Genomic DNA, 25,655 nt, shown 5'->3' with positions numbered 1-25,655 from the left:
GGACGGTTCAGCACGGCAACCTACGCTCGTTCCCTTTTACACCGCATCTCGGACGCGACCTAGGCCAACGCCACGGTCGGCGTCATCGCCAATCCGACATAAATCTGGTGACGTCGACACTCATCACCGGGAGACTGGTCGCCCATGGATGAAGTCAAAATGGTCGTCGCCCATTCCGAGCGCGCGACCCTGCGCATCGGCGACGTGTTTCTGAAGGTGGACGCCGATCAGGCGCGCATCGAGATCGAGGTCGAGGCGATGGCCCTGGCACCGGTCCCGACCCCGAAGGTCTTGTGGCACAAGCCGCCGGTGCTCGCGATCGCCGCGGTCTCGGGGACGGCGCTCGGCCGTCTCGGCGAGCCGTCGACCGCGTCCCCGGCGGCGTGGGCCGCGGCGGGCGCCGCCATCCGGAGGTTGCACGACGCGCCGTTGCCGCCCCGGCCGGGCCGAGCCGGCCGGGGCCTTGAGGAGCTGGCGGCGGATCTCGACGGCGAGTGCGAGTGGCTCGTGACGAACGGCGTTCTGCCCGCCGACCTGGTCACCCGCAACCGCCAGGTCGCCGAGGCCGCGCTCCGGCCGTGGGCTCTGGCATTCACGCATGGCGACCTGCAGATCGATCACGTGTTCGTCGACGGCGACGCGATCACGGGCATCATCGACTGGTCCGAGGCGGGCCAAGGTGATGCCTTGTTCGACCTCGCCATCTTGACGCTCGGACACGAGGAGCATCTCGGCGACGTCGTCGCGGGCTACGGCACCGACGTCGACCTCGACGTGATCCGGGCGTGGTGGTCGTTGCGAAGCCTGCTGGGGGTTCGCTGGCTGGTCGAGCACGGCTTCGACCCGTTCGCGCCGGGCTGTGAGGTCGACGTGCTGAGATCCCGGCTGTGAGGATGTGCGGGCCCCGACTGCTAGGAGAAGTCCTATCGGAACGATCAGTGGATGAGGCGTCGCCAGCAGATGATGGCCTCGGCACCCTCGCGGCCGTGGACGACAGGGCGATCGCCCTGTCGGTTGACGACGAGGCCACCACGCGGGAGCTCGTCGGGAAACACCGCCTGGAGTTCCCTGTCGGGTACGGGGCCGACCCGTCCGCTCTGGCCCGTGCCACCGGCGCCTTCGTCAACGACGAAGCCCGCTACGTCCAGTCGAGCGGGTTCGTGCTGTCGCTTGACGGCCGCGTGGTCGTCAGCGTCTACTCCAGCGGCGCCGTCGGCCGGCTCGTCCCCAAGGACGTCATCGATCGAGCACATGGCTGAATCTCAAACCGTGGATCACAGGAGTGAAGGAGCCACAGTGTCGTCCGCACAGATCATGGGGCTCGTCGCGTCAGGCCAGGCCACCTCCCGCGCGGACCTGTCCCGCATGCTCGGCTGGGCTCCGTCCACGGTCTCCGCCCACGTGCAGGAGCTGCTCGATTCCGGGCAACTGGAGGAGTCCGGCGTAGGCAGTTCACGCGGCGGCCGGCGGCCCCGCATCCTCACCGTGCGCGGCGGCGCGGGCGTGGTCCTCGGCGCCGACCTCGGCGGCCACCACGGCCGGATCGCCGTCCTCGACGCGTCGGGCCGCCTGCGCACGGTCCGCGACATCGAGCTGGAGATCGCTGCCGGTCCCGCCTCCGTCCTCGAACAGGTCGTCGGCGCTCTCACCGAGCTCGCGGCCGGCCGCCCGGTGCTCGGCGTGGGCATGGGCCTGCCCGGCCCCGTCGACCTCACCGGCGTCGTGGTCGGGCCGTCCCGGATGCCGGGCTGGAACAGGTTCTCGGTGAGCGAGTGGCTGGCCGCCCGCTTCAACGCCCCCATCGTGGTGGGCAACGACGCCGACATGATGGCGGTGGGCGAGGCTGTCGCCCGCGGCCAGGGGCTGCGCGACTTCGTCTTCATCAAGGCGGGCACCGGCGTGGGAGGCGCCGTCGTCACCGACGGCCGGCTGCACCGCGGCGCCCGCGGCGTCGCGGGCGGCATCAGCCACCTGCGCGTCCCCGCGGGCGGCGACCAGCCGTCCAGCTGCGGCAACTTCGGCTGCCTGGGGACCATCGCCAGCGGCGGCGCCCTGGTCGCGGCCGTACGACGGGACGGCGTCGACGTGCACAACACCGCCGACCTAGTACGGCTGGCCCGCGATGGCAACCCGACCGTCACCACCAACGTGCGCTTCGCCGGTCGCCAGCTCGGCGAGGCGCTGGCCACCATGATCAACTTCTTCAATCCCCAGGCGGTCATCCTCGGCGGCGCGCTGGCCGGCTGCGACATCTTCGTGGCCGCCGCCCGCGGCGCCCTCTACGACCGCTGCCTACCCTTCACCACGCAAGAACTGGAGATCGGCGAGAGCGTGGCTGGCGCCAACGCCGGGCTGCTCGGCATCGGCCGGCTCGTCGTCGAACAGAGCATAGCCGCCCCTCTCCCCTGACCCAGAAACGTCTCCACGCACAAGGAAGCACCCCGTGACACCAGGCCCATCTGACGGCCGCATCCATGAGGTGTATGGCGACGTGAACACGACCGTCTCCGCTTGGACCTGCGCCCGTGGCGACCTCGGCTACGCCAACATGACCGGCCCCGACCTGACGATCTTGGACCGGGAGAATTGGGGGTGGCCGAGGCGGCGAAGGTTGACCAGTACGTGGCTGCGGTGGAGGCGTTCGCGGCGAGCAACACGGTCATCCTGGCGCTGGCCGATGAGCTGGCCGCGGGCACGATCGAGCCGACGCTGGCAGCGCCGCGTCCAGCTCGGCCAGATCATCGACCAGATCGATCATGTTGTCTTGATGGCGAGTGTCCCACTCGCCGCTGTCAGCTGCCACGTCGGCCACGCTACGCCTTCGGCAAGCTCCTCGTCTCCTGCTCTAACCAGGCGCTATGCCTGCGCGGACACCCACCTCGCGGACCGGCCCTCCAGACCACCGACCAATCGAGGAGGAAGATCACCGGGGCCCGGTGCGGGGGCCTCCCATCAATCCTCGTCGTCGGCGTCGTCGGCGTCAGGATCACGCAGGGCCGCTGTGGCTGTATGCCGACGCGATGTGGGATGCGGTCAAGGCCACCAAGCCGGGCGAGGGCACGCTGGCCGCCCGTAATCCCTACAACTGCGTGGCCGCGCTGCGCGACCTCGCTGACGCGTTGCGCAGCGGCGGGGAGGAGGCGCAGCGGGTGGCCGGCGCCCCCGACCCCGGCGACGACGACACCGGGGAGGTCGCCGTGTGGGCCGAACGGTTCGGCGCGACCGGGATCGACCTGCCCATCTACACCCTGCCGGATCTCGCTCCAGGCGAGTGAGAACGCCCCAGGATGGCGCACCCGTGCCTGCGCGCTACCCCGCACAGCCGGTCATGCACGGCGAAGTCGGGCAGGGTGAGCCTGAGTTTGGTGTCCACGTCGGCGGCGCGCTGCAGGAACAGGCCGCCCTCTTGCGGGGCGTCTCTGTTGATGAGCAGGACGCCGAGCCGGAAGGCCGCCAGGGCGTGATCGTTATCGGCGTCGTGGAGCAGTTGGAGACCGCACGGGCCGAACCAGTTGCGCATCCGGTCTGCCGTGGCCTGCCCGTGGGCCGGGCTACCCCAAACGGCGAAGGTGGCCTCCTTCTCCACCGGCTGGGCCCCGCCTGATCAGCGCCGGCGAGCAGGTCTTCTCAAAGGCCGGTCGGATCACTATGCGAACCCAACCGGCCTCAAGCAATTCAGGTTAGGCGGCGAGAGGCTTCACGGTGAACTGGTAGTCGTACCGGATTAGTTCGTCCTCGCCGAGGATGAGGAAGACCCGGGCGGCCCAGGCGACCTCGCCGTCCTTGGCGGTCAGTTGGATAGTGAACGTGATGACGTCGTGGTGGCCGAACACATCATTCGCAGACGTGACGGCGAACTTCCGGTCTTCAACGAACTCCCTGTACGCCTCGGTGACCCTGGCCTCAAGCTCCGCATGTCCGCGGAACCGTGTGGACTCCACGAGCTCAACGCCGTCCTGCGCCCAGAGGCCGGTAATGGCGCTGTGGCGCAGCATGGGGTCGGGCTCGTTCCACACGGCCACGTAGCGGTCAACGAGGTGATCGATGTTGATATCCATGCCGCGGACGCTAAAACGGGTCCCCTGACATCCGATGTCAGCAGACTCCGGCAGACTTCGTGACATGCGAGCGAGCCGATTGGTGTCGATCCTGTTGATGCTGCAGACCCGGGGGCGGGTGACGGCGCAGGAGCTCGCGGACGCCTTCGAGGTGTCGATTCGCACCGTCTACCGGGACATGGACTCGCTCAGCGCGGCGGGCGTGCCGCTGTACGGCGAGCCGGGCCACGACGGCGGTTACCGGCTGCTCGGCGGGTTCCGGACCCGGTTGAACGGGCTGACAGAGGGAGAGGCGGAGTCGCTGTTCCTGACCGGGCTGCCCAGCGCGGCTGCCGACCTGGGGCTGGGCGCCATCGTGACGGCCGCGCAGCTCAAGCTGATGTCCGCCCTGCCTGTCGAACTGCGTGATCGTGCGGGACGGATCGCCGAACGCTTTCACCTGGACGCCCCGGCCTGGTACCGCGACGCGGACCGGACGCCTTACCTGACGACGGTCGCGGACGCCGTGTGGAACGACCGCGTCGTGCGGATGCGGTACTTCCGCTGGGCCGAGCCACATGAGGTCACCCGGGTCGTGGAGCCGTTCGGGCTCATTCTCAAGGCAGGGCACTGGTACCTGGTGGGACGCACCGACGAACGGATCCGCACCTACCGCATCTCACGCATCCTCGACCTGCACGTCTTGGAGGAACGGTTCGAACGGCCCGACCGATTCGACCTGGCCCATCACTGGCAGACCTACCTGGACTCCTTCGACATGCGCCGCCACCAGGACACGGCGACGCTCCGGCTCTCCCCGAACGCTTTCGAGAACTTGCCCAACCTCATGGGGCGGGCCGTGGTCCGGGCCGCGCACGACACTGCAACGGCTGCCGACTCCGACGGCTGGACCCAGGTGACCATTCCGATCGAATCTATCGATCAGGCCGTCTCCGAATTTCTCAGACTCGGCGCCGACGTCGAAGTGCTCGCGCCCGCAGATCTACGCGAACGCCTCACCCAAACGCTCGCCGCGCTGATGCGCATCTACGACGCAGCTCGCGCATAGCCAGAACCCCGTCGCCATCCACTGACAGGGGATGTCAGGTAACTGCTTCTATGTTCTCCGGCATGAAAAACCTCTCCCGAGCTCCAGGCGCCATGCGGCAGGCACGGCTCCCGGACGCCGAACTCGCATATGACGATCAAGGCAGCGGCCGACTCACCATCTACGCGCACGGCATGCTCTTGTGCCAAGAGACCGAGGAGCGGCAAGGATTGCTCGACTGGCCCCCTCTGCCTGGGCGACGCCTGATCCGGTACGACGCACGCGGACATGGCCGCTCCAGTGGCCGGCCGATCAACAACGACTATGCCTTCGACCGCCTTGCTGATGACCTGCTGGCGCTGCTCGACCACTTGAAAGCCGAAGGACCCGTCGATGCCGTGGGCGCCTCCATGGGATGCGCGACCGTGCTGCATGCGGCCGTACGCGCTCCGCACCGGTTCGGCCGACTGGTGCTGCTGATCCCGCCCAGAGCATGGGAGACGCGCGTTGACGCACGCCGGGGATATCAGGCAGCGGCGGACCAGATCGAACGCGACGGCCGAGACGCCTGGGTGAACAGCCTGCGTGGTCTCCCGCTCCCTCCCGCCCTGGCCGACGTAACTGATTTCCTGGCGGATCCGGACGTAGCCGACACGCTGCTGCCGGCCGTGCTCCGCGGGCTTGCAGGCTCCGACCTGCCCGACCGCACTGCATTGGCCGTATTGTCCCATCCAACACTGATCATCGCCTGGGACAAAGACTCCGCTCATCCACTGTCAACCGCGCGGGAGATCGCCGAACTGATACCCGGCGCGGAACTCCGCATCACACGCACCCCCGCCGACCGGCGGACACATGGCAGACAGATCGCTTCCTTCCTGTCCTAACGCCCAAGCCGACACGGGTAGCTCTGTCCTGTCCCAGGTGAACGCCTTCAGATCAACCCATGGCCGGTGTTGGGCGTACCCCGACTGGACCCGCTCAGGCGCCGCCGAGCGAGCCGAGAGCGCCGATGCTGGCCCTCGAGTAGGAATCGTCCGGTGAATCGGGGTTACTGTCACATTTGTTGACACCGATGGGTCGACCAGGTCAGTCTTGCTGGATGGCTGAGTTCGAGGGTGTGGCGTTCATCCGGTCAGATGTTGAGCGGTTCTGTGCCGAGCTGGTCGGGTTGGCTCCGGCGATCAGGTTGCGGCGGCTCGCGGAGTTGCGGGTGATGCTGGACGGTGTGGTCGCGGAGGCGTCGACGGCAGCGATGGCAGACGCGCGGGGGGAAGGTTGGGGGTTGCGTCGGATCGGTCAGCATGCGGGGGTGTCGCACGAGCAGGTACGGCGGCTGTTGGTGGATGCTCCGTCGGATAGCACGGCTAATGGGGCTTTGGATCAAGCCCCATGAGCGCCGGCTGAAGCACAAAACCCGCGTAGGGATCCTCGGGGTTTGGCGGCCTATGACACGTTGGTTAACGGCACCCCTTCTTGGTGGCGCACCAGGCGAGCCAGGTGGAGAGCGCGGCGCGGTTGCGGTTCCACATCACAATCTCTTCGCATCCCCAGGCATGTCAGCTCAGGCGCTTGTGGCGGGGCCGTAGACGGAGTCCAGGAGCTGGCGGGCGAACCGGTCGAGATCGTCAAGCCCGGCGGTGGACAGGATGGCGGGGGCCGCCTGCCAGTAGTTGCGGGATGGCGCCGTGCAGAGCCAGCGTGATGGCTGCGGAGCGCTGCGGGGTGACGGGTAGCCCGGCGATGTGTTGGGCGTGCTCGAAGTCGGTGAAGTCGGCGGCTGCGATGGAGTCGATGCTGGCCGCCAGCCACGGCTTGCGTGCCGCCTCGGTCCGCAGCTCCTGGCAGGCGAGCATGCGGGGACGGCCGGGTCTCGCGAGGTTCTCCAGGAGCCCAGCCAGCATGGCCGCTGCGGCGCTGACGATCTGGGCCGGCACAGGCGAGATCGAACCCTGAACCGACCGAGGTCTTCCGCTTCGGCGGGACCTTACTCGCCGGGCGGGGGTGTGCGGAGCGGCCGGAGGTTGCCGTCGCGTACAGCGTCGGGCAGGGAGAAGCTGTAGCGTCCCAGGAAGTTCAGGTGATCGAACCCCAGGGGGCTGAGCCGGGCGATGTCGGCGGCCGAGATCTTCCTGCCTTCGGCCCGGAGTGCCTCCAGGGCCCGCGCCGTGTAGATCGTGTTCCACAAAATACAGACATTGGTCATGAAACCCTGGCGGAGTTCGCCCTTCTGGCCGTGGAAGATCTTGCGGGCGAGGGTGTGGCGGGCTTCTTGGCGGTTGAGCTGGGTGTTGACGCGGCGGCGTAGGAGGTCGTCGTCGAAGTAGGAGGCCAGGTAGGTGGAGCGGTCGAGTTTGCCAAGCTCCATCAGGGCGCGGCCGATCGGGGTGGGGGTGCCGCCGCCGGCGAAGTAGCGGAACAGCTCGGCCGGCCGGACCGCGTTGGTCCGCAGCGACCCCGCGACCCGCAGCAGTTCGTCCCAGTGATCGTTGATGAGGCCGAGGTTGACGCGGCTCTTGATCAGCGGGTCGAGGCGGTCGTAGAAGGCGGCGGGGTCGGCCCGGCACAGGGTGGCGCTGCCGACGTCGGCCAGGCGTGGGGAGAACTGGAACCCCAGCAGCCGGAAGATCCCGAACGCGATCTCCGAGGCGCCCGCGGTGTCGGAGGCGATCTCGGTCGGTTGCAGGGACGTCTCCTCGGCGACCTTGCCGGCCGGGATGTCCGACAGGTCCCACGTGCTGGCGCCCAGGGCTCGCAGGTCGACGTGCCGGTCCAGGGCCTTGCTGACGCCGGCGCTGGACACGTCGGTGGGGCTCTTGCGGAGCTGGTCCAACCGGGAGACCCGTTTGCCTTCGGCGACCACGACCAGGTCCTGCAGGACCCGCTTCTGCGGCGGGCTGGGCAGCGCGGCGAGCATCTTGTACTGGCGTGCGGCGACCCGGCCGCGCACGTCGGACACCAGCCGCTCCAACCTGCTCACACCGGGCAGCAGGATCCGCGCCTCGACCAGGCGGTGGGTGGCCAGGTCGAACAGCACGATGGGGCGTTCGTTGGTGCTCCACGCCCGCCGGTACACCCAGCACGCCAGGGCGAACCAGTGCTCGTCCTCGAACACGGTGAAGGCGTAGTCGTCGCGGATCTGCTTCTGGTGGTCCCAGCGTGCTTCCTTCTCCCTGTACCCCTTCAACGCCGCCGGGTCCAGGCCGAGCTGTTCGGCGACGTAGTCGACGACCGCGGCCGGGGACGTCCTCGGGGTCGTCCAGGAAGCAGTTCAAGAACCGTGCGGTGCCGAGTTGGACGGCGTAGCCGAGCTGGTTGCGGGCGCCGTTGGCGGCCATCGCCCGCCGCCGCGCGGTCGCGTCGAGGTGGAAGAACCCGCCGAGCTGGGTGATGTCGGGGACGGCGTTGTAGCGGCCCCACAGGCTCCGTTGTTCCTCGGTGAGAAAGTTGACCGCCATCGCGAAGCCCCCTATGACAGACGACAGCGCCCCCACCCCACAGGGGTGAAGGCGCCGCCGACATTTGTTCAGCGGACGGACGGGCGAACCCGCATCATCCGGCTATCGGCGGAATTGTCGCAGGTCAGCCCCCACCCGAAGATCAATACCGGAGCAGTCCAGTCGCACTGATCACCAATCGTGATCTTCGGGGCGGCCGGTCGCGGGGGCCGTTCAGCGGAAGGTCGCCTTCCAGGTGCCGCGCGCAGGTTGATGGAGCCGTCGTCGCGGATGAAGGCACGCGCCCCGTACAGCGGGAAGACCCACCGGTGAGCCATCGGCCGCGGACGTCGTCCAGCAGGTTCTCGGGGGCGATACTGGCAGGTGAGAAAGATCTTGATGGTTAACGGCGGTACACCGTCCAGCAGATCGCCAACGAGATCAGCGTCAAGCGCACCACGGCTACCTGCGTACCCCCAGAGCGGATCGGCGCGCCTATGGGTCGGTCGGTTCCGGTCCAGCGAACGCAACCGTAAGCTAAGCCTGTTCCTGCAGGTCAGCCATAGTGGTGAAGCACGCACACGCCGTGCGGCGGGTGCGCTTGCCTATGAAGGCGAACCTACCGCACGGCGGGGTGTCACAGTCGCGTGCCGTTGACGACCAAGCCCACGTCGATGTTGCCGCGGGTGGCGTTGGAGTAGGGGCACACCTGGTGCGCCACCCGGACCAGGTCGCAGGCCTGGGCGGCGTCGGCGATCGACGGCAGCCCGATCTCGAGTTCGACACCCAGCTTGAATCCGCCGTTGCCGGCGGGGATGAGCATGACCTTCGCGTCGATCGCCGCGTCATCCGCGCGTAGTTGCCTGCGTTGCCCCACCAGCGCCAGTGAGGCGGCGAAGCAGGCGGCGTAGCCGATGGCGAACAACTGCTCGGGGTTGGTCCCTTCGCCGTCGCCGCCCAACTCTTTGGGCTGGCGCAGGTCCACCTCCAGCCTGCCGTCAGCGGTACGCCCGTGGCCGTCCGCTCGGCCGCCGGTCACGGAGGCCTGTGCGGTGTAAAGCGCGTTCGTCATGACACGTTCCTCTCATTAATTCCTGAAAGTGAATCTTAGACTTCAAAAACAGGAAGTCAACATCTAAGATCGGGGAACCTGACGACCATGAGAGGCGACCACATGGCTCCCTTGAAAATCGGCTGCCTGCTGCCGACACGCGATCAGGCCGTCCGCGGCGACCACGAAACGGAGCAGTTGATCGACCTGGCCCGCCGCGCCGAATCACTGGGGTTCGACTCCGTCTGGGCCGGCGACAGCCCCGTGACCAGGCCACGCGCCGACCCGCTGCTCCTGCTGGCGGCCGTGGCCATCGCCACCCGGCGCATCACGCTCGGTACCGCGGTGTTGCTGCCCGCGCTGCGCCATCCGATCCTGCTGGCACACCAACTCGCCACCTTGGACCGGCTCGCCGGCGGCCGCCTGATCGTCGGCATGGGCGGCGGATTCCCCAACCCCCACACCGAGGCACAATTCGCCGCCGTCGGAATCGACTTTCCACGCCGCATCAGCCGCCTGGAGGAGTCGATCGAGGCGATGCGACGGCTGTGGACCGCAGAAGAGGTCTCCTTCACCGGGCGGCATTTCGACTTCCGCGACGTGAGGCTGGCTCCCGCGCCGACCCGGCCGGCAGGCCCGCCGATCTGGCTGGCCGGAGGCGGCGGACCGGCGCTGCGGCGGGTGGCGCGATTGGCCGACGGCTGGCTGCCCTATCCGCCCGCCGTACAGGATTATGCTCGCGACCTGGCCGTCATCCAGCAGGCGGCGGTCCGCACGCTCACCCCGGCGCTGTACGCGACGCTGTGCCTGGACGAGGACCCTGAGCGGGCACGCGGGCGCCTGCGGACCAGTATCGAGCGTTACTACAACGCCCCGCTGGAGGCCGTCGAGACCGTCCAGGCCATGTTCGCCGGTACGGCACACGAGGCCGCCGACTGGCTCACCGCCTACACCGGCGCCGGAGCACGCCACGTGGTGATCCGCCTGGCCGTCGACGACCACCACGCGGGCATGGAAGAGTTCGCCAGCTGCGTCCTACCCCTGATTCGCCCCATGATCGGTACGGAAGGACACCCGTGACCACCTTCGTCCTCGTGCATGGCGCCTGGCACGGCCCCTGGGCCTGGGACCGCCTCACCCCGCTGCTGCACCAAGCCGGAGCGCGCACCATCGCCCCCGCCCTCACCCTGGACGGCGACGTCGGCCTGCACACGCACGTCCAAGAGGTCATCGCGGCCCTCGACGCCGCAGCCGATGACACCCTGGCAGACGCCCTGAGAGACGATCTGGTGCTGGTCGGACACAGTTACGCGGGCCTGGTCGTCCGGCAGGCGGCCGACCTGCGGCCCGATCTGGTGGACCATGTCATCCTCTTGGACGGCTGGGCCGGCGACGACGGCGCCGGCATGTTCGGCCTGGCACCCGAGGCCTTCGTCCACGCCATCCAGGCCGCCGCCCGCACCAGCGTGGACGATCAGATCCCTGCCCCGGCTCCGGCGATGTTCGGTGTCACCGACCCCGACGACGCGGCCTGGCTCGCCCAGCGCCTGCGGCCCCAGCCGCTGCGCACCTTCACCGAGACGACCCGGCTGAGCGGAGCAGTCAACCGGATACCGGGCACAGGCATCTACTGCCGGCCGCAGACCTATGCCTTCGACCAGTTCGCCGCGGCGATCGGCTACCGGCCCATCGCCCTGGACGGCCCGCACGACGTGATGCTCACCGACCCGCAGGCGCTGGCCCGACTCCTACTACAGGCCCACGCAGGCCAGTTCAATAACGAGAAGCTCCAGGATTAGAATGCTGAAGTGGAACAGCGAACCTACAACCAGTACTGCGCGACCGCGCGCACCCTCGACCTCATCGGGGAACGCTGGACCCTGCTACTGATCCGCGAATTGCTGACCGGCCCGAAACGCTTCGGCGACCTGCAACACAGCCTGCGCGGCCTGGGCACCGGCCTGCTGGCCGCGCGGATGAAACACCTCGAACGCGAAGGACTCGTCCACAAGATCACCCTCCCTCCACCGGCCCGCACCCCCGCCTACGCCCTCACCCAGGCCGGGGAGGAGCTCGGCCCGGCAGTGCTGGCGCTGGCCCGGTGGGGCCTCAAATGGGCGATGGGCGAACCCCTCGAACAGGAGACCTTCCACCCCGGCTGGGCCGTACTCGGCCTGAGAGCGTGCTTCGACGCCGAGGCGGCTGCCGGCCTGCACGCACTGTATGAGTTTCGCGTCGAGGAGGAGATCTTCCACGCCCGTATCGACGACGGCACCATCGAAACGGTGCACGGCCCGGCCCAGCACCCCGACGTGATCATCACGATCGGCGGCGAGGTCTTCCGCGACCTCGCCGCCGGCCGCTCAACCCTCGCCGAAGCGATCAACAACGGCGCCGCCTCCGCCTCCGGCGACCAACAGTCCCTGCGCCGACTGCACCAGCTGTTCCGCCTCCCGCGCCCGCAAACCCGATCAGCGGCACAAGCCCCCGCGTCATGAAGCTGGCCCTGCGACCTGCGCAAAGGGGCCAGAAGGGGGCCTACATCATCCTCGCCCCGCTGACGAGGTCTTCGGCTGCCGCGGCACGGTGGTCTCCTTGTTCAGGTGTCCGTACACCGTGGACCGCGGCACCCCGAACAGGTCCGCGATCTGCTGGACCGTCTTGACCCGCGCGTCGTACAGCTCCTGGGCAAGCGCCGCCTGGTCCTCGCTCAACCGAGGTCGACGGCCGCCGACCCGGCCGCGGGCCCGCGCTGAGGCGAGCCCGTCCATCGTGTTCGCCAGGATCAGCTCACGCTGCAGCTCTGCCAGGACGCTGAGCATCCCGAACATCGCCCGGCCCTCCGCAGTGTCGGTGTCGATGCCCTGCTCGATCACGTGCAGGCCGATCTTCCGCTCCCGTAGCTCCGCGCCGAGCGTCACCAGATGCAGCACCGACCGAGACAGCCGGTCCAGGCGGGTGACCTTCAACGCGTCGCCCTCGCGCAGCAACTGCAGGACGAGATCGAGTTTCGGGCGGGAGGCCTTCGCGCCGGACGCCTTGTCGAGATGGATGTTGGTCCGGTCGACGCCAGCCCGCAGGAGCGCATCGATCTGATGATCGGGATTCTGATCCGCGGTCGACACCCGGCAGTAGCCAACGTCTGCCGACACTCGCGATCAGAGCGCAACCGCCTGCAGCAACCGATGACACTGCTGCTCGCCCAACCCACCGACCCGCCGGTTCTCCGCCACACCACACGTCGCCATCAACGCGGCGACCTTCGCCGGCCCGAACCCCGGCAGTGCACGCAACAGCTGAGACACCCTGGTCTTCCTCACGATCTCCTGCTCGTCGGCTCGGGCCAAAGCCTCAGCGAAACTCGTCGTCCCCGACCGCAACTCGGCGAGAAGCTCGCCACGCACGCGCCTGGCCTCCGCGGCCTTCGCCAAGGCATACGCCCGCTGTTCAGGGGTCAACGCCATCAGACGCCCCTCTTCATAGATCAACTCGTCACACCTTCCCGCCGTACTCCAAGCGAGGGAGCCGAGCCAATCATGGACCAAGCTGTCAACGGATGTGACAGTAACCCCGGCTCACCGGACGTTTCCTACTCGAGGGCCAACCTCTCCGGCGCCGGTCCCCGCCGCCATGTCACGTCCCCCGATCGAGTCGCGCTGGGGAACGGCCGGTCGAGAGCACCGCCCCGGCTTCCGAGGGTGACCCGAAGCCCATTGACCTGTACGTGATCATGACGTGCAGGGGTCTCACCGTGCCCTCTATGCGTCATGGTCCGTCGTCGGCGGCGGCGCGGCGGGCCCGGTACGCCTTGGCCTTGCACGAGCGGCCGCAGTACCGCGAGTCGGCGCGCCTGGCGGTCCAGATCCGGCGGCCGCAGTGGGGCGTAGTGCGGGTAACCGGCCAGCAGCGCCAGATCCGCCACGCTGGCCCGGTGCACTGCGGCCACGTTCCCGCACCAGTCGCTGAAGGCGTCGATGTCGGTCTGCGACAGGGTGAACCGCGACCGCGGCTTCGTAGGAGAAGCCATCCGGCGCCACACCGTACGCTCGACCACTCCCAGAGCCGTCGCCGTCGTGGCGACCTCAGCGCTCAACGAGGCGCCTTGCTCGGCCAGCCGGCGGAGCCGATGCAGCGCCGCCGCCCACTGCTCCCGCGTTGGTCGGCTCTTGAACCCCATCCTCCTCCGCCGCTGGGAGAAGGGCGGGACAACGGGGGAAGTAGCTCAACAGTTTCGCGCGGCGAGACCATCGGCCAGCGACCTTCATGTCCTGGGCAGAATAGGCCCGTTCGCCACCCAGCAAGAATGTCTTCGATCGCAACGGGAATGGGATCTCTACCACACAATCACGAGATCTTGCTATTACTTCTGGGGCGGATGGTGGTTCGAGTGGGAGTAAGCTACGTACACGAGAGTTCCTGGCCTGGATCTGAACCTGCTTGATGTGACCGACGCCGCGGATCTCGCCTGGCTCGACACCCTCATCTGGCCAGAGCACATGTTTCCGCGCCCGACTGCGGACGGCGGCGGCCGTTGTTGCAGCCGACCCGCCGCTGCCCGTACGGGGCGACCTGGTAGACGACCTGCGGGCACTGGCTGCGCAGTCCCCGCCCGAAGCGACGCTGGTGGTGTTCCACAGCTCGGTGCTGTACCACGTGCCGACGCCGTGACGGGTAGCGTTCGCCGACGTGATGCGGCGGGCTACCCGGACACTGGATTGCCAACGAAGCCCCGGACGTGCTGCCCTACGACACGCTCCCGATGCGTCGGGCCAGGCGTTGTACAACATTCTCGCGCTGGACGTGACGCCGCTCCGAGGACGAGCTGCTGCCGCTGCTGCGGGAACTGGTAGGGTTCGCGCCCTACTCGCCGCTCGGCCACGACTTCCTCATCGGCCGGCGGAACCTGCACCTGGTTTCCTTCAGCCGTCCCGACAGGATCGAGCATTTAGTGGCGAGTGCGGTGAATGTGCGATAAGCCTGGTGTCGTGGACATTGGCAGGGGACTGCGGTTCAGTGTTCTGGGGCCGTTACGGGTGGCCGACATCGATCGGCCAATTACGATTACCGCGGGGAAACAACGGGTGGTTTTGGCCACCCTTCTCCTCCACGCCGGGCAAGAGATCTCCTACGACCAGCTGACGGATCGCGTTTGGGATCACGACGCTCCAGACGACACGCGTAGCGCGCTGTACACACACGTAATGCGATTACGCCGGGTGATGGGCGATCGGGGAGAGGAGCCCCGGCTGATTCGAACGCATGGGCACGGATACGTCATCGACGTCGAACACGACTGTTTGGATCTGGCCCGGTTTCGCCAGTTCGCCCAGCGCGCCGAACGGGCAGCCAGAGAAAGCGACCTTTCCGGGGAGGCGGATCTGCTCGAGCAGGCGCTGAAGCTGTGGCAGAACCCCGTTCTGGCCAACGTACCTTCGGAGGTGGTACACCGCGACGACGTCCCGCAGCTGGCTGAGGAGCGGGTGCGAACGCTGGAGCGCTGGTTCGACGTCAACCTGATGCTCGGCCGCCATGGTCAGATCGTCGGAGATCTGTTGGTGGCAGCGGACACGCACCCTCTGCGCGAAGGGCTGCGGGCCCAGCTGATGGTGGCGCTGTACCGGTCCGGCCGCCAGGCCGAAGCCCTCAAGGCATACCACAACATGGCGATGCTGCTGCGCGAGGAGCTTGGCGTGGATCCCGGCAAGGAATTGCGGGCGTTGCAGCATGCCATTCTGAACGACGACGCCGACCTCGCCGCGCCTGAGCTGGGAACCGACCCGGGGATGGCCCGGCGGGAACTGAACCAGCGCATGCTCGCGGCGGACCCGGCCCTCATCATTTCTTCGGCGAACGCGCGGGTGGCCCCCCGGCAGTTGCCCGCTCCGCCCACGCCGTTCGTCGGACGCCGCGACGAGCTGGCACTCCTGGACGACGCCTGCGCCGAGAGCGGCCCTGTGGTGATCTCGGCCATCGCCGGCGGCGGCGGGATGGGCAAGACCTGGCTGGCGCTGCACTGGGCGCACCGCAACCTCGATCGGTTCCCGGACGGGCAACTGTTCGTGGATCTGCGCGGGTTCAGCCCGGACGAGACGCCGATGGCCCCGGAGGTCGCGGTACGGGGGTTCCTGCACGCGCTCGGCGTCGCACCCGGCCAGGTGCCGGATCAGCCGCACGCTCAGGCGGCGCTGTTTCGCAGCCTGGTGGCGAACAAGCAGATGCTGCTGGTGCTGGACAACGCCGTGGACGCCGCCCAGGTCGCTCCGCTACTGCCGGGAAGTGGGACGTGCGCGGTCGTGGTGACGAGCCGCAGGTGGCTTTCCGGCGTGACCGCCCGGTACGGCGCGCGCCACCTGGCACTCGACACCCTCTCCGACGACGAGGCACGCGCGCTGCTGACCCGCAGGATCGGCGCCGCGCGGGTGGCCGCTGGGGACGCGGCCGTGTCGGAAGTGATCGCGCTGTGCAAGGGCCTTCCGCTCGCGTTGAGCATCATCGCCGCCCGAGCGGCGGCCCAATCGCGCCGGTCACTGATGGGGCTGGTCGCCGAACTGCGCGACGAAGGACTCGACACGCTCGACGACAACGATCCCTCGGCCAGCCTGCCGGCCGTCCTGTCATGGTCGCTGCGGGCACTCACCGCTGAGCAGGCGCAGGTGCTGGCGTTGCTGGCGATCGCGCCCGGTCCCGACATCGGTCTGTACGCCGCCGCCAGTCTCACCGGGTTGCCGCTCGGCAAGGCCCGGACAGTCTTGCGCCATCTGGAGCAGGCATCACTGCTGGGCCAGGACGCGCACGCCCGGTACTGGATGCACGACCTGATTCGCCGTTACGCCGCCTCCCACGTACCGGCGGACACTGCGGCGTTGCGCCGGGTTGTCGGTTTCTACCTGCACACGGCGAGGGCAGCCGATACGCTGATGCAGCCGACCGGCCCGCTCATCCAGCTCGACCCACCCGCGCCCGGCACCGATCCCGCTCTGCTGCACGACGTCGCAGCGGCGCTGTCGTGGTTCGACACAGAACACCTCTGCTTGCTCGCCACCCAGAAAGCGGCCGCGGAACACGGCATGCACGTCCCGGTGTGGGCAATTGCCTGGTATTTGAACAACTACCAGGAGCGGCGAGGGCATCTCCACGACCAGCTCGCAGTCCTGCAGACCGGCCTGGCCGCCACCGTTCACCTGGGCGACCCAGACGCCGAAGCCCGCATGCGCAGATTGCTCGGGAACGTGTCCGCCAAGCTCGGCCTGCACGACCAGGCCATCGACCACCTGCACCACGCCTTGGCGCTGACCGACAAAACCGGTAACCGCCTGGACGAGGCCCGCACCTACCGAGCGATCGCGGTGGCCTGGATGCGCCAGGAGAACTACGAGTTGGCGCTTGACCGCGTCACTCGAGCACAACAGATCTACCATGCCTTCGACGAGTCGGCCTGGGAGGGCGACGCGCTCAACGACATGTCCTGGTACGCGGCGAAACTTGGCCGCTACGACGTCGCGCGTGAAACCGTCGAGGCCGCACTGCTGCTGGCACACCGCACACGGGACCGCTCCGTCCAGGGGCACGCGCTCGACACTCTGGGATACGTCAACCACCTCAGCGGCAACCATGTTCAAGCGATTCAGCACTACCGCGATGCGCTGAGGCTCCTCACCGAAATCGGCAGCCACTACTTTGCTGCCAACACGCTGGAGCGGCTCGGAGACACGTACGTCATGCTCGGCAGCCACGACGAAGCCCGCACCGCGTGGCAGCAGGCCGTCGCGATGTACCAGAAGCAGGGGCGCGCTGATGCCGCCGCCCGCGTCCAGCAACGGTTCGAGGAGCCGGGTCCGCCCACCCCCGGGCATTCGGGCGCGGCGGCGGGACTTCCGTTGTCATGACGAAACCATTGCGACGCGTGTCGACCCTTCGGGTCGCGATGGCTGATTTTTGGGGGCTTACTGGTTGGGCAATATGACCAGCAGTTCGTGGTCAGGACGTCTGTCTGACCAACGTCGATCAATAGCTCGGCCGGTTGGCGGAGGCCATCGACGCCCACGATCAAGCGATCCTCCTCCCGCAAGTCCTGGCCCTCGATGAGGAGCTGCGCAGCGAGAGCTTCCCCGAGGCGGCACCTGTGGGGTCGTGCGCCCCCACAGGTGCCGGAGAACGCGGCTCGGCCCGGCTCCACTGGCGCATCCACTGGCGCTGATGGGCCACCCGGTCCGTACAACCTCAGCCCCAATCAGTCGCCGGCTCACCTCACCGACGGTGATGGAGCGGCAACTGTGACGCGGGCCAACGGAAACGACGCGGGCCGTCATCGCTACTGGGCGAGGAAGGGTGGCTGCCGTACGAGAAGAGGCCGCAGCGAGACCGGCGGAAACACGAGCTTCCTAGTACCAGTCGAACCAGAACATGTCGGGGTACGGCCCAGAGTGGTAGCAGAGGCTGACGCCGTAGTAGATGTCCCACTCCCCTCGCGCTCTCTGGCACTCCTGCCAGGTCCGGAACGGGCCGACCCGGCCGCCCATGATCTGGGCAGAATCGCTGGCCGATGGTCCTGCTCCACGAAGCTTGCTGCCTTCGGCCGCCGTAGCTGGCGCTGCTGGTACGGCCATCGCGGCAGCGATGGCCGCCCCGACCACTAACCTTTTGACGAGGCTCATTTGTCGGCTCCACTTCTATCTGTCGGACTGAATTCCAGTAACGCCGGGGTGAATATGCTCAAGGCGAGCGCCCTTATAGGTGCAACATTTGTAGATTTGGATTTTGCAGGGAATGCAGGGCGTAGTCGGCGAGTTTGCTGTTCCCGCCTGCACCCTCGTACCGTACGTCATACAAACGGTGTGGTTCTAAAACTACGGGTTGCGGCCAAGGCGGCGGAGTACGACGGCGGAAACGCGGCTCGCCGGGAGAAATCCGAAAAGTCAGGAGTCAGCGCTTTCGCGGGCGTTGTCCCCGAGCACGGCGAGGTAGCCGTGAGGCACGACCCCCTGAGTCGTGTCGTGCCGCCCGGCCAGCTCGGGCGGCACGGGATCACCGCTCACCGCGGCGACCCTCTTCAGCATCTGGAGAGAGGATGAGCCGGTCGGCGGCGGACTCAGGATGACCACCTCGCCGACCTTGACGTGGCGCAGCCGGCTCCGCCTGGCTAGCAGGCGGTCCCCGTGGCGGTAGGCGGGCTCCATGCTGGTGCCGGTCACCGTCACGATGAGCAGGCGGCGGCGCGCGTAGAGGAGAACGGCCGCGATGCAGACCGAGGCGACTGCCAGAACGGCGGCGATCATCGGCGGACCGCCTGCGGCAGGAAGAGGGCGATGAGTGTGTCCAGGGTGATGGCGAAGAATGCCAGCAGCGCACCGGCGAACAGCGCGATGACCACTCCCGCGGGGTGTGCGGGGGCCGAGCCGGAACCGGGTGCGAGCGCGCCGGTGGCCCCGATGACGGCCAGGACGATGTTCCTGGCGATGTGGTGCCGGCCCACCGGCAGTCCCGACGAGCCGAAGCAGCGGCAGACGGCGGCCTTGCGGGTCGGTTTCGGCGAAGCGGCGGACTCCTGGGTTCCTTTCAGCGAAGCGGCGATGCCGAGGGAGAACCCGCAGAGCAGGGCGGCCGCGAGGAGTAGTCCGGCGCGCTCCGTCCCCGGCGTCAGGATCAGCACGATAGCGGCGAACTCGGCGGACACTATCGTGATGCCTGTCGCCCGGGCCGCTGAGGCGGGGAACACGCCGAGATCACGCATCGACGATACAAACTCGGCCGGGCCGCGTAGCTTGCTCACCAGCGCGGCGAGGAAGACGAGGGCGATGACGACTCGGCAGAGGTGAACCAGGTAGATCATGGGGCGCGCTCTCCTGTCTCGGCCAGCAGGGCGGGTTCGTCCTGGCACTGGCCGGCCTGAAGCTCCTCTTGGTACTGGCCGTTCTGGAGCGTGTCCCGGTACTGGCTGGCCTGGAGGCGGAAGAGCCCGGCGTATGTGCCGCGGAGCGCCATGAGCTCGTTGTACGTGCCGTGCTCGACGATCCGTCCCTCGGACATCACGACGATCCGGTCGGCGTCGCGGGTCGCGCCGAGGCGATGAGAGATCAGCAGGCTGGTCAGGCCGGAGCGATGCGTCCGCAGGCTGGCGTGCACCTCGTGCTCGGCCACGGGGTCTAGGCCGGACGTGGGCTCGTCTAGGATGACGAGGTCTGGCCGGTTCCTGAGGAGAGCGCGGGCCAGCGCCACCCGTTGCCACTGCCCTCCTGACAGGGGCACTCCCGCCTCCACGTCCTCCTCGTCCGGCTCGGAGACGAACATCCGGCTCAGCAGGGTGTCGTAGCCGCGCGGCAACGCGTTGATGGGGTCGTGGACGCCGGCGAGCCGGGCGGCTCGTTCGATCCGGCTTGGGTGCTCGATGACCGTCAGGTCGCCCAGTCCGATGTTCTCGGCCGCGGTCAGGTCGTACTGCATGAAGTCCTGGAAGACTGCGCCCGTTCGCCGCCTCAGTTCGGGCAGGGAGAGCTCGCGCAGGTCGACGCCGTCCCAAAGGATCTGGCCACGGATGGGGTCGTAGAACCGGCACAGCAGCTTGACCAGCGTGCTCTTGCCGCATCCGTTTCGGCCTACTAGCGCTGTGGCTTCGCCGTGCGCGATGAGAAGGCTGACCCCGCGAAGGGCCCACGGATGCTGGTCGGAGTATCGGAACCAGACGTCCCGAAGCTCGATGCCCGAACGCAGTGCGGGCACCGGGCGAGGTGACGGCGGGGATGGCAGGTCGGGGCCGGCGCGGGTGACGGTGAGGAAGTGGTCGAACATCAGTAGCTGCTGATGTGCCGAGGCCATGGTGGACGTCGCCGAGCCGATCGCGCCCTGGATGCCGGCGACCGCCGCGACGAACATGGAGACGTCACCGAGGCCGATCCGGCCAGACTGGGCGGCGAGCGCGGCCCAGAGGAGGCCGCCCCCGGCCAATGCCGCAGCGAACAGCGCGAGCCCGCCGTGCACGGTGAGTTCGTGCCGGTCGGCTCTGGCGCTCTCTCGGTTGATGCTGGCCCGCTCGGCGAGCATCCGCCGCCGCAAGAACGGCCCGGTACCGAACAGGCGGAGTTCCTTCGCCGCTGGGACAGTTGACAGGAGGCTCGCGTAGAACCATTCTCGGCGCTGCGCTGGGCTGAGCCGCCACAGCATCGCCACCTGGCGTCGCGACAGGCTAAGCTCCGCACATAGGACCGGCACCGCGGCCAGCAGCACCACCACCGCCATGAACGGGCCGACCACCATGAGCGAACCGAGGAAACCGGCCGTCATCAGGATCGTGGCCAACAGGTCCAGCGCGCCGTGGACGATCTGGGCGGGCGCCTGTCCACCGGATTGCTGCGCCATGCGCAGCCGATCGAGGAAGGCCGGATCCTCGAAGCGGGCCAGTCCGGCGAACCGGTCGACCGCGGCGAACAGCCGATCCTGGGACAGCAAGCTGACGGCGCGATCGGACTCGGCTCGCAGGTAGTGGGCCGCACGCGGAAGGACGGTGCCGACCAGCGTCGTACCGGCGAGCCCGGAAGCGACCGGAAGGACGCCGCCCGCCGTCACGTCGGAGGCGAGCTGGTCGAGCAGTTCCTTGGTCAGCCAGGCCACGATGACTGGCAGCGTGCCTGACACCACTCTGCACAGACTCAGCAGGATCAGGGTGTACGGCGCCGCCTGCCAGAAGATCGCGGAAGCAGCCGCCAGAGCGGACCCGCGCGCCTTCCCCATCACGCCGCGAAAGTATGGGCTAGGTCGGCGGAGTCGAGGGTGCTTCCCCTGACGACACCGTTTTCGATGTGAAGGAAGCTCGGGAAGGCCCGTACCCGGAACGCGGTGACGATTCCCGCCGCCGGATCAGCCACGGTCACGACCTTGGCCACGGGCCGCAGGTCCGCAACCATGCCGGCGGTGTCCTCCCGCGCCCCCTCGATGACAGCCAGCAGGCCGGTCGAGCCATCGGAGCACCCGGCCGCCCAGTCGATGAACACGGGCAACTGCTCGTGGCAGAAATCGCAGTCCGTCGAGAAGAACGCGATTGTGGTGCGGCCGGGGAGAGAGTCTCGGTCGATCGGTTCGCCCTCGGTGGTGACGGCGGAGAACTCACCCACGAATTCCCCCACCGCGAGAAGGGGCTCCGGTCCCGCACCGCAATCCACACCGGCCGCCAGCACATCGCCGTGCTCGCGCAATCGCCGAATGACGCCGTAGGTGAAGACGAGATTCAGGACGCACAACAAGGTTAATCCGATAACAGCGACGACCAGATACGTCATGTGATCCTCCACAGTTGGACGACAACCCGGGCGATGCGTGTACGGCACCACCCGGGTCGATCATCCGACTAACAGCTCATTCCCGAATCGAAGCAATATTTCTCACACTTCAGGACCCCTCCGGCGCCGGGCTGACCCTCCCACCAGCATCTCCTGTAGTGCTGGGTGAGCTCGAACGGATTGGGTTTGTAGCAGCCGCAGTACTGAACGACTACCGCGGCGGCGGTGGTACGGGGTGCGACGAGTTGCACCAGCCGGTCGCCGATGTGGGCGAGCAAGGACATGGAATACCTCCCGCAGAATGGTGATCGTGTGCGGCTCGGCTCAGCAGAGCCTGCCGTTGTACCAGGCCCCCTTGACCGCGGGGTGAATGCCCAGGGTGGTGACGCCGGGCCCGACACACTTCTCGTAGTCGCTGTGGATCAGTCGGTCCACGTAGATGATGACGTTGTTGTAATCGCAGTGGTTGTACTTTGCGAGGCCGCTGGAGACGAACCAGCCGCACGGAGCGTCCATCGCCGCCGATGTGGCGGCTTGGACGGGGGCCGAGCCAACGGTGACCATTCCCGCGGCCACGGCGAGGCCGATGAGAGCCGTTCGCGCTTTCCTGAACACTGGCGCACCTTTCTTCAATTACCGGATACTGAATTCGGCGGTCGTCACCAGGGCACTGAGAAGCTGTGACGGAGGCCGACGGCCGTGTAGGCGCCCGGCGGTACGGTCACGGGTTGTCCCTGGCACGCGGGACCGTCATAGACGGTGATCGGAGCGTTCGTCCTGTTGGTGACATGGGTGAAACCTGGGAGGGCTTGGCCGCAGCCGACCTGGGGGTTGTCGATCACCCGCTGGTACCCAGCGGTGTCACGAAGGACGAGCTGGCCAGTCGCGGCCGAGGCGGAGCCGGCCGTTGCACCCGCGAGCCCCGCGGCCATGACGGCCACAATCACGCCTCTCTTGATCTTCGACACTCGCTTCTTCCTTTCGGTATCGCCCGTTATCGGCGCCGACACCGAAACTCTGCACAACCGCTCTAGCGCATCCCTGGCTTCGAACTGGCGTCGGTCTGGCCGAGCAGAACGTGGCGACGTAGGGGCCTCAAAGCCACGTAGTTCGCGATTTCGGGTGCCTGTCAAAAGGCGGTGTGTCGGGCATGGCGGCGCGGAGGCCCCTAACTTCGCGGTGTGGCCGGTGGAGGCCTCTAGGGTGTGTTTTCAAATTGGATCTTGAGGTGGGTTGAGAGACTCATGATCGTTATATGCGTGGGGACCTCAGTGAATGCTTTTCATCCTCAGGCTGCCTGCGCAACTCGATCGGGACGCCTGGCTGCGCATCGCCGGGATGACGGCCTTGATCTGGCGTCGCCGCAGATGGACGTGGTTTGTCGTGAGAGGGGGGTCGCTTCGTCGCTGGTGTTGCCAGCGGTCCGCCGGGACGGAACGTGACGTCCCGTGGGTCGCGATCACTCCGGTCGTCAATGCCATCCGAGTCCTGGAGCGCATGGTTCCCGACGGCTGTCTGCTGCTTGACCACACAATGCCCACGACCTGCACAAGAACCGGTCTGGCACGAGCTCGGCCTGGGCAGCCTCGTTGGGGCACACGAATCTCGGCCACCTTGTCCAAATCCGCAAAGGGCGTTCGTGACGAGTCAGATAGGCCAGGCGAAAAACACAAGTGATCATCTGTTCCCGCCCGACCCCCTTCGACAGCCAAAAGCGGACGCACATCAAGAAGAGTCGGACAAGCCGGGCGTCCCGCGTGGATGATCTACCTGCCTGCGGGCATGGATCATGGATGTGCATGACGACTGGGTCTGGTGCACTTGATGGGGAGCGATCACGGGCGGTGATCCGGGTTCAGTTCAGCAGTGCCATCTCCCACAACACGGACGAGCGTGCGATCGGCATGGACTGGAATCGCTCGAAGATCCCGCCCTGCATGTCCATCAAGAGCCGTAATGCGGTGTAGGCGACGCCCGACGCGATCGTGATGAGCAGGATGCCGGGAAGCATGTAGTTCACGTACGCGACCGACCCGGTGTCGATCGCGCCGCCGAACACGTAGACGAACATCAGCAATGGCGATCGCGATGGCGGCGGCCTCGATCTGTCGGTTCTCGGCCACTGCTCATCACGGCGCAGGGGATGTCATGCCGGTCTGCCGGCTCCAGCAGTGTCGCCTGGAGTTCCGTCACACGCGGGCTGTCTTACCCAAGGCAGGACCGGACGGCCTTGGCCAGGTTCGAGGCCCTCGGGTCGTCGGGCCGGAAGTTCCAGAGGTTAGTGACGTAGCTGAAGCCGACACCGGCATCGGGGTCGCCGAGGGCGATCGATCCGCCGGAGCCTGGGTGGCCGAACGACCCCGGCCCGACCATCGGCGTCATTGGGCCGGGCCGCCAGAACCCGAGCGACATGTAGAAGGAGCGGTCGGCTGGGATGTCCAGGCCCGGCGGCAGTCCGTACATCCGTGTCTTGTCGGTCTGGACGGCTGTCATCCTCTCGACCGTTGACGGATCGAGCAGCCGAACCCCGTCGACGTCGCTGACCGTGGCGGCGTACATCCGCGCCAGCGAGTGCGCGTCCGCGAGCATGTTCGCGGCCGGGAACTCCGCCGCGCGCCAGGCACGCGTGGTGGAATAGTCGGAGGTGTTGTCCAAGGCGCCGCCGAGTCCGCCGGCGTGCATCTGGATCGAGCCCGGGCTCCACATGGATTCGACCCAGGCGGTGACCGTGTCCGCATCGAGCCCGGTGGTCGCGATCATCCCGGCGAGCAGCTCCTCCACGCTGAACGGAGCGGCATAGTGGAGCCGAGCCACCCGTTCCTCGTGTTCCTCGGGCAGCCCGATCCAGGCGCTCAGCCCGAGAGGTGCGGCCACCTCCTCGGCGAAGAACGTGCCGAGGGACTTGCCGGTGATCCGGCGCACGACCTCCCCGACCAGGAACCCGTAGGTGACGGCGTGGTAGACGTGCTCGGTGCCCGGCTGCCACAGCGGCTTCTGCGCCTCGATCGCACGGATGACCGGGTGCCACGCGCACGCCTGCTCGAACGTCAGCGGTCCGTCGACGAGCGGGAGACCGGCCTGGTGTGACAGCAGCCAGCGCACCAGGATCTGTTCCTTGCCGTTGGCGCCGAACTCCGGCCAGTACCGGGCCACCGGGGCACCCAGATCCAGCTCACCGCGCTGTGCCAGCATATGGGCACAGATCGCGGTAGCGCCCTTCGTCGTGGATGCGACCTGGACGATCGTGCTCTCGCGCCACGGTCGGTTCGCCTCGCGATCGGCGAGGCCGTCCCACAAGTTGGCGACGGGGCGGCCGCCCACGTAGACGCTGCACGCCGCGCCGACCTCGCCGGGGGCCTCGAAGTTCGCGCGGAACGCGTCGGCGACCTTTCCCCAGCCTTCCGCCACACCGTGCTCGAGGTCGTCACCACCACCGCTCACGGAGGCGTTGTCGCGGTCCTGATTGGCTGTCATGCGGATATCCATTCTCTCGTTACGGATTTGTCGCCCGGGTGCTGCCGCCATCGATGGCGTTGGTCAGCCGTTCCCCTCGGGCTGATCCACTGACCCTTCGGGTTGTTCCGAAGAGACTCCTCGGCGAGCTCCACAGGGGCCTCCTCGGACGACTTCGCGGATCGGGTTCCGTTCACCGCGCTCTGCTGTAGCGGGAGCGGCCTCGGAGGGGTGTTCCAGCACCCTCCCGGGGCCGTCAATCGGACGGCGCCTACTCGCAGAAGACACGCAAGTGGCCACCTCGAAGTCCACACCGCGCAGCACACGCAGTTCCTTGTACGACTTCTCCAGACCATGCAC

Annotated in this window: 29 protein-coding genes and 2 pseudogenes; 14 read left to right on the top strand and 17 right to left on the bottom strand. The window is 67.6% G+C overall.

Going from position 1 to position 25,655, the window contains the following annotated elements:
- Window positions 1-144: 144 nt before the first annotated feature.
- The 5 genes from ACFPZ3_RS43225 to ACFPZ3_RS43205 all read left to right on the top strand — a co-directional run bounded on the left by ACFPZ3_RS43225 (window position 145) and on the right by ACFPZ3_RS43205 (window position 3,604).
- Complete coding sequence (locus tag ACFPZ3_RS43225) at window positions 145-891, top strand: phosphotransferase family protein (RefSeq protein WP_379520183.1); 747 nt, start codon at window positions 145-147, stop codon at window positions 889-891.
- A gap of 95 nt (window positions 892-986) precedes the next feature.
- On the top strand, window positions 987-1,259 hold the full coding sequence (locus ACFPZ3_RS43220) for a hypothetical protein (protein WP_379520182.1): 273 nt from the start codon (window positions 987-989) through the stop codon (window positions 1,257-1,259).
- Window positions 1,260-1,296: 37 nt separating this feature from the next.
- Complete coding sequence (locus ACFPZ3_RS43215; protein WP_379520181.1) at window positions 1,297-2,409, top strand: ROK family transcriptional regulator; 1,113 nt, start codon at window positions 1,297-1,299, stop codon at window positions 2,407-2,409.
- A 611-nt stretch (window positions 2,410-3,020) separates the two neighbouring features.
- Window positions 3,021-3,275: a hypothetical protein gene (locus ACFPZ3_RS43210; RefSeq protein ID WP_379520180.1), complete on the top strand. Its 255-nt coding sequence runs from the start codon at window positions 3,021-3,023 to the stop codon at window positions 3,273-3,275.
- 23 nt (window positions 3,276-3,298) lie between these two features.
- Window positions 3,299-3,604: a hypothetical protein gene (locus tag ACFPZ3_RS43205; RefSeq protein ID WP_379520179.1), complete on the top strand. Its 306-nt coding sequence runs from the start codon at window positions 3,299-3,301 to the stop codon at window positions 3,602-3,604.
- 76 nt (window positions 3,605-3,680) lie between these two features.
- On the opposite strand, the gene ACFPZ3_RS43200 is transcribed toward ACFPZ3_RS43205, so the two are convergent.
- Entirely contained in the window at window positions 3,681-4,058 is a 378-nt protein-coding gene (locus ACFPZ3_RS43200) for a hypothetical protein (RefSeq protein WP_379520178.1), read from the bottom strand.
- An 82-nt stretch (window positions 4,059-4,140) separates the two neighbouring features.
- Between ACFPZ3_RS43200 and ACFPZ3_RS43195 the strand changes: the two genes are divergently transcribed.
- From ACFPZ3_RS43195 to ACFPZ3_RS43185, 3 genes are all read left to right on the top strand, one after another.
- Window positions 4,141-5,106 carry a helix-turn-helix transcriptional regulator gene (locus ACFPZ3_RS43195; RefSeq protein ID WP_379520177.1) on the top strand — a complete coding sequence of 322 codons (966 nt, stop codon included), beginning with the start codon at window positions 4,141-4,143 and terminating at the stop codon, window positions 5,104-5,106.
- Window positions 5,107-5,168: 62 nt separating this feature from the next.
- Window positions 5,169-5,972: an alpha/beta fold hydrolase gene (locus ACFPZ3_RS43190; protein WP_379520176.1), complete on the top strand. Its 804-nt coding sequence runs from the start codon at window positions 5,169-5,171 to the stop codon at window positions 5,970-5,972.
- Window positions 5,973-6,187: 215 nt separating this feature from the next.
- On the top strand, window positions 6,188-6,481 hold the full coding sequence (locus ACFPZ3_RS43185) for a hypothetical protein (RefSeq protein ID WP_379520175.1): 294 nt from the start codon (window positions 6,188-6,190) through the stop codon (window positions 6,479-6,481).
- Between the two features lie 232 nt (window positions 6,482-6,713).
- On the opposite strand, the gene ACFPZ3_RS43180 is transcribed toward ACFPZ3_RS43185, so the two are convergent.
- The 5 genes and pseudogenes from ACFPZ3_RS43180 to ACFPZ3_RS43160 all read right to left on the bottom strand — a co-directional run bounded on the left by ACFPZ3_RS43180 (window position 6,714) and on the right by ACFPZ3_RS43160 (window position 9,594).
- Complete coding sequence (locus tag ACFPZ3_RS43180) at window positions 6,714-7,022, bottom strand: hypothetical protein (RefSeq protein WP_379520191.1); 309 nt, start codon at window positions 7,020-7,022, stop codon at window positions 6,714-6,716.
- Between the two features lie 50 nt (window positions 7,023-7,072).
- Window positions 7,073-8,002: a Tn3 family transposase gene (locus ACFPZ3_RS43175; RefSeq protein ID WP_379520190.1), complete on the bottom strand. Its 930-nt coding sequence runs from the start codon at window positions 8,000-8,002 to the stop codon at window positions 7,073-7,075.
- A gap of 45 nt (window positions 8,003-8,047) precedes the next feature.
- A pseudogene (locus ACFPZ3_RS43170) lies at window positions 8,048-8,329 on the bottom strand (DUF4158 domain-containing protein); the annotation flags it as partial.
- Window positions 8,330-8,354: 25 nt separating this feature from the next.
- Window positions 8,355-8,543, bottom strand: a pseudogene (locus tag ACFPZ3_RS43165) (DUF4158 domain-containing protein); the annotation flags it as partial.
- Between the two features lie 616 nt (window positions 8,544-9,159).
- Window positions 9,160-9,594 (bottom strand): organic hydroperoxide resistance protein, encoded by a 435-nt coding sequence (locus ACFPZ3_RS43160; protein WP_379520174.1) that lies wholly within the window; start codon window positions 9,592-9,594, stop codon window positions 9,160-9,162.
- Window positions 9,595-9,696: 102 nt separating this feature from the next.
- Here ACFPZ3_RS43160 and ACFPZ3_RS43155 point away from each other — a divergent pair, with 102 nt between their 5' ends.
- The 3 genes from ACFPZ3_RS43155 to ACFPZ3_RS43145 are packed head-to-tail and all read left to right on the top strand — an operon-like array spanning window position 9,697 to window position 12,071.
- The gene (locus ACFPZ3_RS43155) at window positions 9,697-10,653 is read left to right on the top strand and encodes an LLM class flavin-dependent oxidoreductase (protein WP_379520173.1); all 957 of its coding nucleotides are present in this window, start codon (window positions 9,697-9,699) and stop codon (window positions 10,651-10,653) included.
- Window positions 10,650-11,372 carry an alpha/beta fold hydrolase gene (locus ACFPZ3_RS43150; RefSeq protein ID WP_379520172.1) on the top strand — a complete coding sequence of 241 codons (723 nt, stop codon included), beginning with the start codon at window positions 10,650-10,652 and terminating at the stop codon, window positions 11,370-11,372. The genes ACFPZ3_RS43155 and ACFPZ3_RS43150 overlap by 4 nt, the downstream gene beginning before the upstream one ends.
- A gap of 9 nt (window positions 11,373-11,381) precedes the next feature.
- A complete protein-coding gene (locus ACFPZ3_RS43145) occupies window positions 11,382-12,071 on the top strand; it encodes a winged helix-turn-helix transcriptional regulator (protein ID WP_379520171.1) in 690 nt (229 codons plus the stop codon).
- A 45-nt stretch (window positions 12,072-12,116) separates the two neighbouring features.
- Here ACFPZ3_RS43145 and ACFPZ3_RS43140 read toward each other — a convergent pair whose 3' ends face one another.
- Window positions 12,117-12,725, bottom strand: a complete 609-nt coding sequence (locus tag ACFPZ3_RS43140; RefSeq protein ID WP_379520170.1) for a recombinase family protein — start codon at window positions 12,723-12,725, stop codon at window positions 12,117-12,119.
- A 6-nt stretch (window positions 12,726-12,731) separates the two neighbouring features.
- Window positions 12,732-13,061: an integration host factor, actinobacterial type gene (gene mihF, locus ACFPZ3_RS43135; protein WP_379520169.1), complete on the bottom strand. Its 330-nt coding sequence runs from the start codon at window positions 13,059-13,061 to the stop codon at window positions 12,732-12,734.
- A 970-nt stretch (window positions 13,062-14,031) separates the two neighbouring features.
- Between mihF and ACFPZ3_RS43130 the strand changes: the two genes are divergently transcribed.
- The 3 genes from ACFPZ3_RS43130 (at window position 14,032) to ACFPZ3_RS43120 (ending at window position 17,770) form a co-directional block, all read left to right on the top strand.
- Entirely contained in the window at window positions 14,032-14,241 is a 210-nt protein-coding gene (locus ACFPZ3_RS43130) for a DUF2332 family protein (RefSeq protein WP_379520189.1), read from the top strand.
- A 317-nt stretch (window positions 14,242-14,558) separates the two neighbouring features.
- Entirely contained in the window at window positions 14,559-17,459 is a 2,901-nt protein-coding gene (locus tag ACFPZ3_RS43125; protein ID WP_379520168.1) for an AfsR/SARP family transcriptional regulator, read from the top strand.
- Window positions 17,460-17,593: 134 nt separating this feature from the next.
- Entirely contained in the window at window positions 17,594-17,770 is a 177-nt protein-coding gene (locus ACFPZ3_RS43120) for a hypothetical protein (protein WP_379520167.1), read from the top strand.
- A 184-nt stretch (window positions 17,771-17,954) separates the two neighbouring features.
- Here ACFPZ3_RS43120 and ACFPZ3_RS43115 read toward each other — a convergent pair whose 3' ends face one another.
- The 9 genes from ACFPZ3_RS43115 to ACFPZ3_RS43075 all read right to left on the bottom strand — a co-directional run bounded on the left by ACFPZ3_RS43115 (window position 17,955) and on the right by ACFPZ3_RS43075 (window position 25,316).
- Window positions 17,955-18,227, bottom strand: a complete 273-nt coding sequence (locus ACFPZ3_RS43115; protein WP_379520166.1) for a hypothetical protein — start codon at window positions 18,225-18,227, stop codon at window positions 17,955-17,957.
- A gap of 261 nt (window positions 18,228-18,488) precedes the next feature.
- On the bottom strand, window positions 18,489-18,848 hold the full coding sequence (locus ACFPZ3_RS43110) for a S26 family signal peptidase (RefSeq protein WP_379520165.1): 360 nt from the start codon (window positions 18,846-18,848) through the stop codon (window positions 18,489-18,491).
- The gene (locus tag ACFPZ3_RS43105) at window positions 18,845-19,402 is read right to left on the bottom strand and encodes a MauE/DoxX family redox-associated membrane protein (protein ID WP_379520164.1); all 558 of its coding nucleotides are present in this window, start codon (window positions 19,400-19,402) and stop codon (window positions 18,845-18,847) included. The genes ACFPZ3_RS43110 and ACFPZ3_RS43105 overlap by 4 nt, the downstream gene beginning before the upstream one ends.
- Window positions 19,399-21,297 carry an ABC transporter ATP-binding protein gene (locus tag ACFPZ3_RS43100; RefSeq protein ID WP_379520188.1) on the bottom strand — a complete coding sequence of 633 codons (1,899 nt, stop codon included), beginning with the start codon at window positions 21,295-21,297 and terminating at the stop codon, window positions 19,399-19,401. The genes ACFPZ3_RS43105 and ACFPZ3_RS43100 overlap by 4 nt, the downstream gene beginning before the upstream one ends.
- The gene (locus tag ACFPZ3_RS43095) at window positions 21,297-21,842 is read right to left on the bottom strand and encodes a thioredoxin domain-containing protein (RefSeq protein ID WP_379520163.1); all 546 of its coding nucleotides are present in this window, start codon (window positions 21,840-21,842) and stop codon (window positions 21,297-21,299) included. Before ACFPZ3_RS43095 ends, ACFPZ3_RS43100 begins: the two co-directional genes overlap by 1 nt.
- 324 nt (window positions 21,843-22,166) lie before the next feature.
- Complete coding sequence (locus ACFPZ3_RS43090; RefSeq protein ID WP_379520162.1) at window positions 22,167-22,457, bottom strand: DUF6355 family natural product biosynthesis protein; 291 nt, start codon at window positions 22,455-22,457, stop codon at window positions 22,167-22,169.
- Window positions 22,458-22,501: 44 nt separating this feature from the next.
- Window positions 22,502-22,810, bottom strand: coding sequence for a hypothetical protein (locus tag ACFPZ3_RS43085; RefSeq protein ID WP_379520161.1), 309 nt, complete (start codon window positions 22,808-22,810; stop codon window positions 22,502-22,504).
- 887 nt (window positions 22,811-23,697) lie between these two features.
- Window positions 23,698-23,913, bottom strand: a complete 216-nt coding sequence (locus tag ACFPZ3_RS43080; protein WP_379520160.1) for a hypothetical protein — start codon at window positions 23,911-23,913, stop codon at window positions 23,698-23,700.
- A gap of 134 nt (window positions 23,914-24,047) precedes the next feature.
- Window positions 24,048-25,316 carry a serine hydrolase domain-containing protein gene (locus ACFPZ3_RS43075; protein WP_379520159.1) on the bottom strand — a complete coding sequence of 423 codons (1,269 nt, stop codon included), beginning with the start codon at window positions 25,314-25,316 and terminating at the stop codon, window positions 24,048-24,050.
- Window positions 25,317-25,655: the final 339 nt, after the last annotated feature.

The sequence above is a fragment of the Nonomuraea insulae genome, assembly GCF_042656245.1.
The sequence above is the reverse complement of the archived record's forward strand: the minus strand, read 5'-3'. Positions and strand labels throughout refer to the sequence as shown.

What these genes read in the sequence shown, in the direction of transcription:
- ACFPZ3_RS43225 (WP_379520183.1), top strand. Translation starts at nt 145, where the DNA reads ATGGATGAAGTCAAAATGGTCGTCGCCCATTCCGAGCGCGCGACCCTG.
- ACFPZ3_RS43210 (WP_379520180.1), top strand. Translation starts at nt 3,021, where the DNA reads ATGTGGGATGCGGTCAAGGCCACCAAGCCGGGCGAGGGCACGCTGGCC.
- ACFPZ3_RS43200 (WP_379520178.1), bottom strand. Translation starts at nt 4,058, where the DNA reads ATGGATATCAACATCGATCACCTCGTTGACCGCTACGTGGCCGTGTGG.
- ACFPZ3_RS43190 (WP_379520176.1), top strand. Translation starts at nt 5,169, where the DNA reads ATGAAAAACCTCTCCCGAGCTCCAGGCGCCATGCGGCAGGCACGGCTC.
- ACFPZ3_RS43185 (WP_379520175.1), top strand. Translation starts at nt 6,188, where the DNA reads ATGGCTGAGTTCGAGGGTGTGGCGTTCATCCGGTCAGATGTTGAGCGG.
- ACFPZ3_RS43175 (WP_379520190.1), bottom strand. Translation starts at nt 8,002, where the DNA reads ATGCTCGCCGCGCTGCCCAGCCCGCCGCAGAAGCGGGTCCTGCAGGAC.
- ACFPZ3_RS43160 (WP_379520174.1), bottom strand. Translation starts at nt 9,594, where the DNA reads ATGACGAACGCGCTTTACACCGCACAGGCCTCCGTGACCGGCGGCCGA.
- ACFPZ3_RS43155 (WP_379520173.1), top strand. Translation starts at nt 9,697, where the DNA reads ATGGCTCCCTTGAAAATCGGCTGCCTGCTGCCGACACGCGATCAGGCC.
- ACFPZ3_RS43115 (WP_379520166.1), bottom strand. Translation starts at nt 18,227, where the DNA reads ATGAGCCTCGTCAAAAGGTTAGTGGTCGGGGCGGCCATCGCTGCCGCG.
- ACFPZ3_RS43110 (WP_379520165.1), bottom strand. Translation starts at nt 18,848, where the DNA reads ATGATCGCCGCCGTTCTGGCAGTCGCCTCGGTCTGCATCGCGGCCGTT.
- ACFPZ3_RS43105 (WP_379520164.1), bottom strand. Translation starts at nt 19,402, where the DNA reads ATGATCTACCTGGTTCACCTCTGCCGAGTCGTCATCGCCCTCGTCTTC.
- ACFPZ3_RS43100 (WP_379520188.1), bottom strand. Translation starts at nt 21,297, where the DNA reads ATGGGGAAGGCGCGCGGGTCCGCTCTGGCGGCTGCTTCCGCGATCTTC.
- ACFPZ3_RS43095 (WP_379520163.1), bottom strand. Translation starts at nt 21,842, where the DNA reads ATGACGTATCTGGTCGTCGCTGTTATCGGATTAACCTTGTTGTGCGTC.
- ACFPZ3_RS43080 (WP_379520160.1), bottom strand. Translation starts at nt 23,913, where the DNA reads ATGTTCGTCTACGTGTTCGGCGGCGCGATCGACACCGGGTCGGTCGCG.
- ACFPZ3_RS43075 (WP_379520159.1), bottom strand. Translation starts at nt 25,316, where the DNA reads ATGACAGCCAATCAGGACCGCGACAACGCCTCCGTGAGCGGTGGTGGT.